12 protein-coding genes are annotated in these 15,732 nt (G+C 31.3%); 5 read left to right on the top strand and 7 right to left on the bottom strand.

Going from position 1 to position 15,732, the window contains the following annotated elements; translation table 11 throughout:
- Positions 1–145: 145 nt before the first annotated feature.
- The 7 genes from CKF59_RS03890 to CKF59_RS03860 all read right to left on the bottom strand — a co-directional run bounded on the left by CKF59_RS03890 (position 146) and on the right by CKF59_RS03860 (position 10,530).
- A complete protein-coding gene (locus CKF59_RS03890; RefSeq protein ID WP_119534668.1) occupies positions 146–2,506 on the bottom strand; it encodes an RNB domain-containing ribonuclease in 2,361 nt (786 codons plus the stop codon).
- 81 nt (positions 2,507–2,587) lie between these two features.
- Positions 2,588–3,379, bottom strand: coding sequence for an enoyl-ACP reductase FabI (locus CKF59_RS03885; RefSeq protein ID WP_119534667.1), 792 nt, complete (start codon positions 3,377–3,379; stop codon positions 2,588–2,590).
- Between the two features lie 16 nt (positions 3,380–3,395).
- On the bottom strand, positions 3,396–3,722 hold the full coding sequence (locus tag CKF59_RS03880) for an outer membrane protein assembly factor BamE (RefSeq protein ID WP_119534666.1): 327 nt from the start codon (positions 3,720–3,722) through the stop codon (positions 3,396–3,398).
- Between the two features lie 111 nt (positions 3,723–3,833).
- A complete protein-coding gene (locus tag CKF59_RS03875) occupies positions 3,834–4,688 on the bottom strand; it encodes an alanine racemase (protein ID WP_119534665.1) in 855 nt (284 codons plus the stop codon).
- A gap of 94 nt (positions 4,689–4,782) precedes the next feature.
- Positions 4,783–5,862, bottom strand: coding sequence for a class II fructose-bisphosphate aldolase (gene fbaA, locus CKF59_RS03870; protein WP_119534664.1), 1,080 nt, complete (start codon positions 5,860–5,862; stop codon positions 4,783–4,785).
- Positions 5,863–5,887: 25 nt separating this feature from the next.
- Complete coding sequence (locus tag CKF59_RS03865; protein ID WP_119534663.1) at positions 5,888–7,057, bottom strand: phosphoglycerate kinase; 1,170 nt, start codon at positions 7,055–7,057, stop codon at positions 5,888–5,890.
- A 371-nt stretch (positions 7,058–7,428) separates the two neighbouring features.
- Positions 7,429–10,530 carry an MnmC family methyltransferase gene (locus tag CKF59_RS03860; RefSeq protein ID WP_119534662.1) on the bottom strand — a complete coding sequence of 1,034 codons (3,102 nt, stop codon included), beginning with the start codon at positions 10,528–10,530 and terminating at the stop codon, positions 7,429–7,431.
- Between the two features lie 193 nt (positions 10,531–10,723).
- On the opposite strand from CKF59_RS03860, the gene fabB reads away from it, so the two are divergent.
- From fabB to CKF59_RS03835, 5 genes are all read left to right on the top strand, one after another.
- A complete protein-coding gene (gene fabB, locus CKF59_RS03855) occupies positions 10,724–11,947 on the top strand; it encodes a beta-ketoacyl-ACP synthase I (RefSeq protein WP_119534661.1) in 1,224 nt (407 codons plus the stop codon).
- Between the two features lie 69 nt (positions 11,948–12,016).
- Complete coding sequence (locus CKF59_RS03850; protein WP_119534660.1) at positions 12,017–13,450, top strand: nicotinate phosphoribosyltransferase; 1,434 nt, start codon at positions 12,017–12,019, stop codon at positions 13,448–13,450.
- Positions 13,451–13,510: 60 nt separating this feature from the next.
- Positions 13,511–14,347 (top strand): 16S rRNA (cytidine(1402)-2'-O)-methyltransferase, encoded by an 837-nt coding sequence (gene rsmI / locus CKF59_RS03845; protein ID WP_119534659.1) that lies wholly within the window; start codon positions 13,511–13,513, stop codon positions 14,345–14,347.
- On the top strand, positions 14,347–15,105 hold the full coding sequence (locus tag CKF59_RS03840) for a hypothetical protein (protein WP_119534658.1): 759 nt from the start codon (positions 14,347–14,349) through the stop codon (positions 15,103–15,105). Before rsmI ends, CKF59_RS03840 begins: the two co-directional genes overlap by 1 nt.
- Positions 15,098–15,732, top strand: a 635-nt coding sequence (locus CKF59_RS03835) for a hypothetical protein (protein WP_147397109.1), incomplete at its 3' end; no start/stop codon positions are given. The genes CKF59_RS03840 and CKF59_RS03835, both read left to right, overlap by 8 nt.

Here is a 15,732-nt window from a genome sequence, read left to right as displayed (position 1 = left end):
ATATTAATATGAATATAATTGTTATACAATTATAAAACTTGTTTAATGTTTTTAAAGATATAGAGGCTTAGTTCCAAAGTTTATTTCAATAAAATATATATTCCTGACTATTATAACAAAAAGGGAAGAAAAAATCAAAATTTTCTTAGCTGTTTTTTAGATTGTTAAAATCATGCCAGTTAAAAATAAACTTACCACCATCAATCTTTTGTAATTTTGCATTGATATGTGAGCCTATAGTAAAAGTTTTATCATAAACAGTAAATTCCATTGCATTGGAATTTATTTTAAATTTAGTATTAAAACTTTTTTCTAAACGGTTTAAATAGATAAAGCCTACAATACCCGTCTTAGTATCTTTAACTCTCATCCCTGACTGAATTACTGAAGCAATTTCGACAACAAAAGTATCGTTAAGATGTTTCTCTAGGTATTGGGTTTCTAATTCACTTGCTAAAGTTTTATAAATCGCTTTTGCTTTATTTTTCGATTCATCAATTCTTGATAAAATTTCTGTATCTATATTATCAAAAGGATTGTTAGTAATAAAAGCTTTTAATAATCTTTGGTTGATCACATCTACATATCTTCTAATAGGAGAAGTAGCATTTATATAAGCTTCTAATCCTAAACCAAAATGTTCTTTTGGTTCAAGTGCATATTCAGAGTTATTCATAAAGCGAAGAATACGATCTGAATAGATTTTATTATGCTCTAACACAATTTCTTTAATATTGTGATAAGAATCTAAGCTTATATCATCATTTTCATTAGCATTTTTAAATGCTTCTAAAGCTGTTATATTTTTCTCCTGATATAAAAAGTCGATGTAACTATTAAAATATTGCTTATTTACTTCTTTAATTCCAGATTGATAAGTATAAATTCCAGGAATATTAAAATGCTTAAAGTATAAAGCTGTATAGTGATTGTAACAAAGCATACATTCACTTACAAGTTCATGAGACTCTTTTAAGACAATAGGGATAATATCAATACATTTCCCATGCTCATCAATTACATATTGAGTATTACTCGTAGAGTAAGTAACGTTACGCTTATTAAGATTACGCCAATTTTTTCTTTTGAGGTAGAAATCATTAAGTGTATTTGTTACGAGACAAACTTTTTCTTTAGCTAATTTATGTCCTTCAAAAATAGCACAACTCTTATTTCTATCTTGTAAGTAATCAGAAGTATCGTTGTAATTTAGTTTTGCATGATTTTGTAAAGTAGCTAACTTAAATTCAACACCCGTAAAATTTGCATTTGCATCAAAATAAATAAATCCTACAATACTTGGTCTTATTTGCCCTTCAAGTAATGAACTTTGTTTAGTTATGTTATTAGGCAACATTCCTAAAGTATAGGCTGGTAAATAGTAGGTTTGTAAAAGTTGTTTAGCTCTATTTTCTGCTAAAGAATTTTTAGCAAAGAAAGAACTAGGATCTGCAATGCCAATAGCCAAAATATACTGGGTTTCTTCAGGAATGTGCAAATTTGCAGAGTTTAAGCTTTCTTCATGATTAAAGTTATACTTTAAGATTTTTCTATTGTTAGGGGCAAATGTTTTAAAATCAGGGGTATTATCTTTTTTCTCAATAATTATGTCTTTGTCATCTATATGATAAGCAAAAAGTACATCATCAATGTCTTCGGTAGTTTCGCTATCAATAGATATAAATGGAATATTATTTAAGTTAATTCTTTGCTCAAAGAACTCATCATTAGTTAAAGGAGCTACGGTTTCCTTAATCGGAAGCTGATGTTTTAATAGTTCCTCATACCACATAGCTAAAGGATTACCTGTCTCACAAACATAATCATCAATGGTAAAGGTGATTTCTTTAGCTGAATTTTCTAGTAAAGCATTGATATTATCTACGGTAACAAGAACAATTGAATTCAAGTTTAAGAGTTTAGTTGTTTCCTGATCAGCACTAGCTTTAAATTGTCTCTTAAGAGGATCATTACGGAGTTTAATTTTTAAAGGTGCTAAAGAAATAATTTCAGCCGGATAACGTGTATAAGGATGATCAATTACGTTTTTAAGATGAGCAACTTTGCCTTTTTTATTTTCCCCAATAGTATAAGAAACGGTACATTGATCGAGAACTTTTGCTATTTCGCTATGCGGAACAAAAACATCATTGGAGTTACAATCAATAAATCCAAAACCTTTTTCATGGGTTCTAATTAAACCTACAACTAGATTATGGTGTACTCTGTGCTTATTATCATGAACACAACTACAGATTTTTCCATCACAAAGATTAAAGGTAAAGTTTTTTAGTTCACGAATAAAATCACAATCACAAACAGAATAGTTTTTACAGTTAAAACTAGGATCTTTAGCTGTATGATCATTGGTTATATAATGCTTTTTTCCATGGAGAAAAACTTCATAGCTCTTGTATTTTTTGTTGTTTTTTTGATTTTTTATTTCCTGCTTATCTTTAGCTAATTGCTTTTTTAGCTCAAGTAGGAGATTTTGGTTGTTCGACATACAATAATAAGAGGTTGAGGAAAATAAAGTACGTAAAAAGCCTAATTCCTTTTCGAATTAGGCTTTTTTACTAGAATCTAATTAGTCATTTAAAAGGTTTTCGTTCATTGCAGCGATTGAGAAACCACCATCAACGTGAATTACTTCACCTGTAACACCTGAAGCTAAATTAGATAATAAGTAAGCAGCTGTTCCACCAACTTCTTTGGTAGTAACTGTACGACGTAAAGGAGCCGAATTCTCAAAGTAATCAAGCATTCTTGAGAAGTTTTTAATACCTTTAGCTGCTAAAGTTTTGATAGGTCCTGCAGAGATAGCATTAGCACGGATACCTCTATAACCTAATGAGTTAGCAATGTAACGTACATTAGCTTCTAAAGAAGCCTTAGCTAAGCCCATTACATTATAGTTAGGGATAGCTCTTTCAGCTCCTAAGTAACTTAAAGTAACGATTGATGCTTCATCATTTAAGTAAGGTAAAGCTGCTTTAGTCATAGCTGCTAATGAGTATGAAGAGATATCATGAGCAATTCTGAAACCTTCTCTTGTTACAACTTCTACATAATTACCATCTAACTGATCTGCACCAGCAAAAGCAATTGAGTGTACAAAACCATCGAACTTAGACCATACTTTAGCAAGATCTGCAAAGCACTGTTCAATTGATTGATCGTTAGCAACATCTAATTCTAAAACAATGTCAGAACCAAATTCTGCTGCAAATTTTTCTACACGAGGTTTTAATTTTTCACCAACATATGTAAATGCTAATTCTGCACCTTGCTCTTTTAATTGTTGTGCAATACCATATGCAATTGATAAATTAGAAGCAATACCCGTAACTAAGATTTTCTTATTATTTAAAATACCCATGTTTGTGTCCAAATAATTATTGATTAGCTGGTTTATCTAAGTAACCGAAAGAAGATACAAGGTTATTAGTAAATGTAACAACAAATACTTTCTCAGATACTTTACCGCGAGAATTAACTATACGTGAAATATAGTACCAAGAATCTTCACTTAATGTTTTATAAACATTAGGAGTTCCAAGGATATAAAGAACTTGCTCTTTTGTATAACCGTTTTGGATTTGTGCTATTTGAGCTTGATCTAATTCAGAGCCCTCATTTTTTACTGGTTGATAAATGATTGAGCATGAAGATAGACCAACAATACTAACAACGGCAAGACAAGTAAGAAGAAATTTTCTCATTAAAAACGAAACCTTATTATACAGAAAAATCTGTCAAGAAAACTACACGAAAAATAAGTCTTGTTCCTGACATTATAGCATATTCGCCACTAAAAAGAATATAAAAACTTCTTACTTAAATAGAGCTGAGCCAATTCTCACTTGGGTACTGCCATGAGCAAGAGCAATTTCTAAACTATCACTCATCCCCATGGATAAAGTTTGTACGCTAGGGTGAAGTTCTTTTAATTTCTTAAAAACAGCTTTAGCTTTTTCATATTCTTGAGCTTGGTTTTGTGTACTTGCAATAAACATAATTCCTTTTAATTTAATTCTAGGAAATTGGCTTGTAACTTCTGCTAATTTGTACACTTCCTCTTCTGTACAACCAGCTCTATTTTCTCCGTCGGCAAGATTTGATTTCAATTGAATTAAGATTTCCATGCTTCGTTGATACTTCTCAAGAGATTTAGCCAACTTAAGAAGAGATTTCTCATTACTTATTGAATCTATACTATGAGCAAACTGAGCTACTTGATCAATTTTTCTGCTTTGGACGTTGCCAATAATATGCAATTGTATAGAGTTAAGATTAGAAATAACTTGTTGGTAGAAGCTTTGATTTCTTAACTGATCTTGATAATTAAGAATAAAACTTATATCTTGCCAAGTTTGATCGAGAAAGTCTATATCTAGTAATGAGTTTAGTTTAGAAAAGTCTTGCTGTTTAATTAACTCAAAGTAAACTTGATATTTATCTTGGTCTTGCAAAACGATTTGGATAAGTTGTAATGAAGTAAACTTTCTTTGGGCTTCTTGGACGTAGTTTTCACCAATAAGCAAGCAATTATTAACTATATGAACAAAAAGTTGTTCAGTGGTCGCATATTTACTTACAACCATCAATTTTGGAATTTGAGAGGTAATGCTTGCTAAATATTTCTTAACTTCTTGTAAATTTTTGGTTAATTTTTCTTGTAAGGACATAAATTTTAATCACAAAAAGAGGAGGACGTATAGCCCTCCTTTTTCTTTCGAATATTTTTGTTTTAATTTAATTTTGTATCTCTAAGAATAGAAATTAAAGTGTATTTTTAGAGTTTAAGCTTTCCATAGCTTCACCAATACGTTCAACCATAGATTGTTGAGCGTGGCGTAACCATACACGTGGGTCGTAGTATTTTTTATTTGGAGCATCAGGACCATTAGGGTTACCTAATTGACCTTGTAAGTATGCTTCGTTTTCTTTATAGAATTTTAACACACCTTCCCAAGTTGCCCATTGTGTATCTGTATCGATGTTCATTTTAACTACACCGTAAGAAACAGCTTCTTTGATTTCTTCTTGAGTAGAACCTGAACCACCGTGGAATACAAAGCAAACTGGTTTGTCATTTGCAGTGTTGTGTTTTTCAGTAACGTATTTTTGACCGTTTAATAAGATTTTCGGAGTTAATTTAACGTTACCTGGTTTGTAAACACCGTGAACATTACCAAATGCAGCTGCAATTGTAAAGCGTGGAGAAACTTTTGATAATTCAGTGTATACGTAGTCGATTTCTTCTGGTTTAGAGTAAAGTTCTGCTGGATCACGGTCGCTATTATCAACACCGTCTTCTTCACCACCAGTAATACCTAGTTCCATTTCTAGAGTCATGCCCATTTTATCCATACGAGCTAGGTATTGTTTACAGATTTCAACGTTTTCTTCTAATGGCTCTTCTGATAAATCAATCATGTGAGAAGAGAATAGAGGTTTACCAAATTGTTTGAAGTGTTCTTCACCAGCATCTAATAGGTGATCAATCCAAGGTAATAATTTTTTCGCACAGTGGTCAGTGTGTAATACTACTGGAACACCGTATTTTTCAGCTAATAGGTGTACTTGTTTAGCACCAACAATTGAACCTAATGCAGCTTTATAGTGAGCATCTGCATCTAAGCCTTTACCAGCGATGAATTGAGCACCACCATTAGAGAATTGAACAATTACAGGAGAACGATATTTAGCTGCAGCTTCCATTACAGCATTAATAGAGTCTGTACCAACACAGTTTACTGCAGGAAGTGCAAAGTTGTGTTCATGACAAATTTGGAATAATTTTTGTAAATCATCACCAGTAACAACACCTGGTTTGATTACGTCTAATACTTTAGTCATTTTTGTTTTCTCCAATGAGTTAAAATTATTTGTTACGTTCTTCTAAAATTGCAACTGCAGGAAGTACTTTACCTTCAACAAATTCTAGGAATGCACCACCACCTGTAGAGATGTAAGAAATTTTATCTTTTAAGCCGAATAAATCAATAGCTGCTAAAGTATCACCACCACCAGCTACTGAGAACGCATTTGATTCAGCAATTGCTTGTGCTAAATCTTGAGTACCTTTACGGAACTCTGCAAATTCGAATACACCTACTGGACCATTCCATAAGATCGTACCTGCATTTTTAACAATTTCCGCTAATTCTGCAGATGAACGGTCACCAATATCAAAAATCATATCGTCAGCAGCTATGTCTTTAACATCTTTTTCTACTGCTTTTTCGTTTTCATCGAATTTTTTACCAACACGTACGTCTACTGGTAAAGGAACTTTTACTTGAGTAGCTAAACGTTGAGCTTCTGGTAATAAATCATCTTCACATAATGAAGTACCAATTTCGTTACCAGCTGCTTTTAAGAAAGTATTAGCGATACCACCACCAACAATAATTTGATCCGCTACTTTAGATAAGTTATCTAAAACAGTTAGTTTTGTTGATACTTTAGAACCACCAACAATAGCTACTAAAGGACGTTTAGGATCTTTTAGAACTTTTCCTAAAGCTTCTAATTCAGCACTTAATAATGGACCAGCCACAGCTTCTTTAGCAAATTTTGCTACAGCATGAGTAGAAGCTTGAGCACGGTGAGCAGTACCGAAAGCATCCATTACGAATACATCACATAATCTTGCGTATGCTTGACCTAACTCTTCGTTATCTTTTTTCTCACCTTTGTTAAAACGAACGTTTTCTAAAACTACAACTTCGTTTTCACCTACTTCTACTTTATCTTTACCTACGTAGTCTTTTTCAAGACGTACTTTAACACCTGGTAAAGCTTTAGCTAAGTAGTCAACTACAGGTTTTAGACTATATTGTTCGTCATATTCACCTTCAGTTGGACGACCTAAGTGAGAGGTAATTAAAACTTTAGCTTTATTATCTAAAGCATATTTAATTGTTGGAAGAGTTGCAACAATACGTGCATCTGAAGTAACTACTCCATCTTTAACCGGTACATTTAAATCTGCACGAATGAATAGTACTTTGTTATTAATGTCTACATCTTTTAATTGTTTTACAGACATGGATCTCTCCTGTAATATATTCAAACCGAGTGTATTATAACATGTCTATTGTTTAATAAAGAAAAAAGCAAGAGTATTACCTCTTGCTTTTATTTAAAAAGATCTAAAAATTAATAAGTTAACTTTCAAACTGTTTTTTAATAACTTAGCGTTGTACATGGTTATTATTCACATGTAAATATAATGAAATTTAATAGTTAGAAAGTAATCTAGTTTTAAATCTCTTTATGCAAGTTATTGTTATTTAATGACAAATAATGTAGATGGGCTATTTTGAACTTATTCCCTTTTGTGTTAACTTTTGTTAATCTCATGAGAGTTTTAACATTGAAATCACAAATCTAAATTCATATTGTCTTAATTTTTTTATTTTAAGCTTTGCCCTTTAAATAATTGCTAAAGAGTAATCTTTGAGGGTTGAGCTTTTCAATTATAGCGTCAGGTAAGGTAAGAGCTAGACCTAAAGCCATGTGAACAAGATTTACCGCTAAGATAGGAGCTGTATTAAGTCCTCTAGAACCTAAAGCACCTATATAGTAAAAGTTCTCCTTACTTGGAAGATAAATTTGTTCAAGTTTAGTAGAAGGTGAAAATTTGTGATGAATATAATCTTTTAAACAAGTAAGATAGCTTGTTTCGATTTCTTGCCCTAAGATTGGAAACCTATCTCTCATATTAATTCGAGATCCAAATTTGGTGTCCAAGCAGTTATTTCTTATTTTTTCAAGAAGCTTTTCTTTGAGTAATTCATAACAAGTTAAATTCTCAAGAATCCCAAGATCTTTTAGAAATACTCTTAGGTTACTAACGTTATCTTTTATAAAGTTATTAGGATCTTCATTTAGCGTTGACGCTGAAGTCTTATTATGATGAGTTGCTCCAAAAATTAATATTTTTTCAGATCCCACTTCTTTAGATTTTGCTTCAGGATTTATTTCAACTAGATCTAAAATTTCTCCACTAACAAAGTATCCATGTTGACAAAGAGCTTCTTTGTTATTTTCTAAATATAAAAGTATTGTGTTTAATAAATCTGCTTCATATTTACTATCTAGAGTCTCTATAGTTTCTTGTAAAACACCTATAAACTGATCTATTGATAGATAACTAGTTTTACCAGAATTTAGTTGCAATCTATATGACGGAGCAAAAGTGTCTACTAAATCTGCACCAGTACATATAAAGTTTAGGATCTCATTATCTAGAGGTACTTTAGTTTTAGGTGAGATGTAGTTGGTATGTGAAGAAACAAAATCTTTATAAAAACGATTTACAAAAAATTTATAGCCGTTAATTAAATAAAATTGCTTTGATGTATCTTGAGTAATAAAATCCCAGTTTAAACTAGGTTCAACGATCGAATTTTTAAAAATTCTAATTTTACATTCATCAATTGGTTTGAGTTTATGTAGAGAGTAAAACTGTTGGTTATAGATGAATCCATTTAGATGCAATTGATTTACTAAAGGATCATCGTCGACAAGTTGAGGATAGACTAAACCTATAGGATTTATCGTAGCTTTATCATTAGTTTTAACTTCAATTAGTTGATGTTCAATTTGTAGACTCTGTAGATAATTGCTAAGACTAATACCAGCAATTCCAGCACCATAAATTTTTACGATTTCGTTTTTATTTATAAGTTTATATACTTTTTCAGCACAAACAGGTTTAAAGGCAAAAACTTTATGAGGTAAATAATTATCTTGGGTTAGTAGATAAAGCTTGTTTATAAGATTAAGATTTATTTTACCAATAAAGTCATGAGTAAACTCTTTACCACGATAGTAAGGAAATCTCTCTTTTAAAATTGAATTTAAACTTTGTGCGAGGTGTTGTTGCGTGCTTTCTAATACCTTGCGTTTGCTTAAATTGTTACTAGTATTAAAATCAGTTAACAAGCTCTCTAGCTTTTCTCGTTGCTCATAAACAGCATGAATACTGTTCTTTTTATTAAATCCGGATACTTTATGACAGTTAAAGCCAACTTGCGCTAATCCTTTTAAGACTGAACTCGCACTGGTAAAAGTAGTGAGATGAGCATAAGGTTTGCTTACAAAGGCTAAACTCGCATATAAATTGGAGTTCCATAAACTAAGATTTTTACTTGGATCAAAGCCATCAAGAAGAATAATGTCTATTGTTTCTTTACCTATGGATACAGAATATTCACTAAATACTTTTTCAACGTCATCGTAGTAAAAATTAAAGATATTTTGTTCAATATTAAGACTTAATGAAGCACTTTCTACTGGGGTAGAGATACAGGTCAAAGAGTTACTAAGGGATGAACATAAATCTTGAATTTTATTACTAGTATATTCGAGAAAGTTTTCTAAATTTTGATCCGTAAAAATGTGGCTTGCAAAATTTACAAGGTAAGATTTAAAACTTATCTTTAAAAAATATTTACATATATTTAGTGAGTTCTCTAAACATTTGTTTTTAAATTGATTAAAGTTAAGATTTTGTTCTGTATTTACAAAGGTATTAAAGTTATTAAAAAACTCTTCACTATGAATAAATTCGATAAATTTGCGTTCACAGGAAGCGATATTTTGAAAAAGTAGCTCTTCTGATGCAAGGTTTTCAAATATAGCAAGGATACTTAAGTAAACAAAAGTATTGCTTTCCTGTGTTAATTGTGGAATAAAGTAATCTTGATGGATTTTTTTTAAGATGATATTTTCAATAGGATGTTTTTCTAAAGTTAAATACTGAAAAATAAACTCTTGCTTTAAACTAGTAACAATTTGTTTTAGATTCTCCCGAAAACCCTCACTTTTTACTAGAGTTTGCAGATTGTTAAAGCATAGACCGAGAAATTTTTTATGATAATTATTTACAGGGGAGTCTAGTAGATGTTTGATATATTTATCACTAAATAATGAATAGTAAATATCTTTGAGTTCAAGACGAAGATAGTGATATAAGTTATCTAAATCTACAGGATTATAAAAATTTCTACCAAATTTACTAGCAAATCTAGTATCATTAGTAGGAAATACTAATGATTTAGGTGATCTAAATATATTCGATAAAATCGATTTAATCTCAGAGCTATCATTTATTGCATTTTGAGATATAGAATACAGATTTTCAAACTCATAAGCAGTAATTGCTTTTTGCACTTGTCTATAACTTGTAATTCCTGCAAGATTAGTTAGCAAATTTAGACCAGTACCAAAGCCTATTTCTAAGCTTTTGATAATAGAATTTGCTTTTTCTAATTTGGTAGGAAGAAGAAAATTATTCTTTTGATTTAAGTGTAAAGAGTTATTAATTAAGTTTTGAGTTATGGTCTGTAATAAATTACTTTTCCAAAAATATGTATAACTAGTCTCTGCAATTGGATTATTTTTTTGGTAGTAAATATCATCATATTCACTACTAAAGACCTTGTCCTCTTGTACATTTATTTGAGCTAATGTTAATTTTTGCGGAGAGTAAGAGCTAAAGATATGATTTATCATAAGTCATTTTCAATAATGAAGTGAAAGTAGCGTTTTAAGATACTGCTGACCTTAGATAGGTTATTTTAATATAATTAATCTTGAGATAAATAATTTTATCTGGTGCTTTTTTTAGAAAATTAGAATATATGATATAATTTAACTGACTCTATATGGGTTAGAATAACCAATTAAATATAGGAAAACACTGATAATGAGACGAGCGGTTGTAACTGGAATCGGCGTTATTTCCAGTATTGGAAACAATAAAGATGAAGTTTTAAATAGCTTAAAAGAAGGAAAATCAGGTATAGTTTATATGCCTGAATTCGCAGAAGTTGGTATGAGAAGCCATGTTGCTGGAAAAATTAAAGATTTCCAAGCGAGTGATTTAATTGATCGTAGAGCATTAAGATTTATGTCTGAATCAAGTCAGTATGCCTATGTAGCTATGCAACAAGCGATCACTGATTCTCAACTAACTGAAGAAATGATTTCTAATGAGATGACTGGACTTATTGTAGGATCAGGTGGTGGTTCTCCAGTAGCACAAGTAGCAGCATTTGAAGCAGCTAAATCTCCTCGTGGTATTAAAACTATTGGACCATATGCTGTGACTAAGACTATGAGTTCAGGGGTGTCAGCTTGTTTATCAACTTTCTTTAAGATTAAAGGGGTTAACTATTCAATTTCTTCAGCATGTTCGACCTCTGCTCACTGTATTGGTAACGCATTAGAATTAATTCAACTTGGCAAACAAGATATTGTTTTTGCTGGTGGTGGTGAAGAACTTTCTTGGGAACTTTCTTCAATGTTTGATGCTATGGGTGCTTTATCAAGCAAATATAACCAAACTCCAGACAAAGCTTCGCGTGCATATGATCAAAACCGTGATGGTTTCGTAATTGCAGGTGGTGGAGCAATTCTTGTTATTGAAGAATTAGAACATGCTCTTAAGCGTGGAGCAAAAATTTACGCAGAGTTAGTTGGTTATGGTGCTACTTCTGATGGTTATGACATGGTATCTCCTTCTGGTGAAGGGGCTGCACGTTGTATGAAGCAAGCTTTACGTAATGTAACTGAACCTGTAGATTATATTAACGCTCATGGGACTTCGACTCCTGTTGGTGATATGAAAGAACTTCAAGCAGTAAAAGAAGTATTCCCTACAAATAGTCCATATGTTTCATCTACAAAATCTTTAACTGGTCATAGTTTAGGAGCAGCTGGTGCTCATGAAGCTATTTATACATTATTAATGTTAGATAATGACTTTTTAGCTGCTTCAGCAAATATTGATCAATTAGATGAAAATATCCCTGAGGGTGTAAATGTACTTACAACAAGATTAGATAAAGCAGTTAATGTTGTAATGTCTAACAGCTTCGGATTTGGTGGAACTAACGCAAGTTTAGTGTTTAAACGTTTTAAAGGTTAGTTTTTTCAGCAGGCAGTTTTATAACTGCCTGTATTAGTATTAGCACTCTTAAAAGTTAAGGTGATAAAAATGTATAATCCTATTCTCGATATAGATTCTTATAAAGCTTCTCATTATAAACAGTATCCTCCTGGAACTGAGAATGTATCTAGTTATATTGAATCAAGAGGAGGAAAATATTCTCACACTATATTCTTTGGTCTACAAAGATTTTTAAAAAAATATTTATTAAAGCCGATAACCCAAAAAGATATAGATCAGGCTGAGAGTTTTTTTAAGGCTCATGGTGTACCTTTTAATAAAAAAGGGTGGGAACATATTTTGCATCACCATAATGGTTATTTACCATTAAAAATTGAAGCCGTAGCCGAAGGTACACTTGTTCCTGCAAGTAATCCATTAGTGCAAGTAACTAATACAGATCCAGAATGCTTCTGGTTAACTAGTTATATTGAAACTGCTTTATTACGTGCAGTTTGGTATCCGACTACCGTAGCTACTTTAAGCTTTAAAAATAAGCAAAACATTTATGAGTACTTAAGAAAAACTTCAGATTTAACTGAAGAAGAGCTACTCACCCAACTTTCATTTAAGTTACATGATTTCGGAGCTCGTGGTGCTTCTTCAACTGAAACTTGTCAAATTGGCGGTTTAGCACATTTAGTTAATTTTCAAGGTACCGATAGCGTGCTTTCGATTATTGAAGGACAAGAATATTATAGTGCTTGTATGATTGGTTTCTCAATCCCCGCAGCTGAACACTCTACTATTACCTCATGGGGTAAAGAAAGAGAGTATCAAGCATATGAACATATTATGGATAACTACTTAGTTAATGGTGGAGTGGTTTCTATGGTTTTAGATTCATATGACTTAGATAAAGCTCTTGATGACTTTATTGCAAGATCTGATATTGTTGAAAAAATCAAAACTTCTAATGGAACCTTAGTCGTAAGACCTGATTCAGGTGATCCTGCAACAATAGTTTTAGAAGTAGTAACAAAATTAAGTAATATTTTTGGTTTTACTTTAAATAGTAAAGGTTATAAAGTTTTACCTCCTTATATTCGCATTATTCAAGGTGATGGCGTGAATACCAATTCGATTCTTAAGATTTGTCAAACTTTAGAAGAAAACAAATTTTCAATTGAGAATTTAGCTTTTGGTATGGGAGCTGAATTACAACAAAAAGTAAATCGTGATACTTGTCGTTTTGCTATGAAAGCTTCTGCAGTAAAAATTAATGGTGAATGGCATGATGCTTTTAAACAACCGGTAACAGATATTACCAAAACATCGAAAAAGGGACGTTTAAAGCTTGTAGAACTTGATGGAGAAATTACTACTGTACGCGAAGATGATCTCGAGTATAGTAATTATCAAGATTTACTTCAAACGGTTTATTTAGATGGTAAGCTCATTAGAGAAGTGAATTTTGACACTATACGCAAAAAAGCTAATAGTTACTTACATTATCCTGTAAAATATTTTGCAGATAAATAACTAAAAAAGGCAAGTGTAGGTCTTTACATTTGCCTTAAATTATATCTATAAGGAATTTAGATGGAATCAGGAATTCTATATATAGTTGCGACGCCAATTGGAAATTTACAGGACTTATCGCCTAGAGCAATAGAAGTACTAAAAAGTGTAGATACTATTTTATGTGAAGATACAAGACATAGTTCTTCTTTATTCAGCAATTTCGGGATTAAGAAAAATCTCTTAGCTTATCATGATCATAATGAAAGAAATATTGCCCAAAGCATAGTTAAACAGCTACTTGAGGGGAATAATTTAGCTTTAGTTTCAGATGCGGGAACTCCTCTTATTTCTGATCCAGGATATGTTTTGACAAGATTATGTCATGAACATGGGATTAAAGTTGTACCTATCCCTGGTTGTTGTGCATTTATTTCAGCTTTAAGTGCTTCAGGCTTAGCTTCGGATTCTTTTACTTTTTTTGGATTTCTACCAGCAAAAGCTAAACAAAGAAAAGATAAATTTGCTGAGATTAAGAATAATCAAGAAACTTCAATTTTTTATGAATCTACGCACAGAATTAAAGATTCAATAGATGATTTAATTGCCGAGCTTGGAGAAGAACGACGTGTATGTCTTGCCCGTGAATTAACTAAACAATTTGAAACTATTGTTACTGCTTCAGCAATAGAGATAAAAGAATATTTACTGGCGAGTAATGATCATACTAGAGGAGAGTTTGTACTTATTATTGAAGGTAATCATGTTCAAGCCTCTAGTAGTTTAACCAAAGAAATCGAAGTCCTCATTAAAGAGCTTGCCACAGAGTTACCACCAAAAAAAGTAGCAAAAATTATAGCTAACTCTTTTAATTTGGATAAAAATGAAATTTATAATTATTTAATCGAAAATAAATAATGAAAGAGAAAAATAATAGTTTTGTATTTTTTACAGGATTAAGCAGTTTAGTTGAGGCTTGTAAGTATTGGCGAGTATCAGTGGTTATCCTTTTATTTACAATTATAGGGATAAAGTTATTCCAACAGCCTGTACTACAAGAAACCTTAACTCAGGCAATTTTAACTATAGTGGCCACTAGCTTTATTATCGCTCTTGGGGTTACTATAGGCATTTATACGATTTTAAAAATGGATTTAATCCAAAGTCAACCAAGAAATGAATTGTTAAGTAGGGCTTCGCTTTTTAACCAAAGTATTTGGAGTGCTTTTAAAGAGATGTATTTTTTAGGTAAGCCTTTATTTATCTTTTGGGTAGGAATTACAATCATTCTTTTAGCAAGTAATATTGTAGAGTTTGTGGTAATTCGTAGCATACTTATGGTAATCTTTTTAGTTTATCTTTTCCCTCTTGCAAGTTTTATGATAAACAAGAGAATCACAGGCTCATTAGATAAAAGTTATAAAGGGTTTTCTAAATTTATCCTTGTTAACCTTTTAAGTACGATTATTAGCTACTTTTTTGCTTTTTTAATTAGTGTAGTGTTTATTGTCTTTTTGGTCACCTTAGCTTTGAGCAATGAGCAACAAAACTTGGCATTTGCATTTAATTTTATTCTTATTCCAATTTTTGTAACCATCTACTTTGTTTACTTACAAGTTGCATTTCAACAGATTTATAATCAAACATTAGTAATTTCAACAAAAAATTATGAATAATTCCTTTGCTCTAGAAAAGAAACCTAATGTAAATGTGGTGATTTTCTCTTTAAGATTCTTTTTTCATAATTGGCAGGTTTTAACAGGGGTATTTTTAATAACCATAACTGTTTTATATGCTTTTAATCATCTCTTTGAGGCTTTAGTTCCACAATTATCATTGAAGTTAACTACGACTAATACTGATCAGTTATCTGCATTAGCTATAGTTGACCAATTAAATATTCTTAATGTTAGCTGGTTAATTGTAAAAACTTTTGTCGAGTTCTTTATAATGGCAGTAATTGCTTTAATTTTAAAATCAATTGTTTCCGTTATTGAAGATAAAAATCCAGACGTAGAATTTAAAGAAATTAAAGACTTAAGCTCAGGAATTTCTTTAAAAACTCTTATTGCAGGTTTTTTACCTGTAGTCTTTTCTGCTCCAATGTTAAAATTAGCTTTACTAGCAATATGGCGTAGCTTTCAGTTTTTAATTCTACTTATTTTTATCGCCATCATCTTAAATATTTTATTGTTTAGTCTCGGTGGCGGAGTTGTATCGATTATTTATATAGTGTTTAAAATGCTGGGAGTTTTAATTCCCCTAATTGTTACCGTATTGGTAGTATTTAAACAGTATACATT

The sequence above is a fragment of the Psittacicella gerlachiana genome (assembly GCF_003585965.1).
Taxonomy (GTDB): domain Bacteria; phylum Pseudomonadota; class Gammaproteobacteria; order Enterobacterales; family Psittacicellaceae; genus Psittacicella; species Psittacicella gerlachiana.
This window is presented reverse-complemented; position numbering and strand designations above follow the sequence as displayed.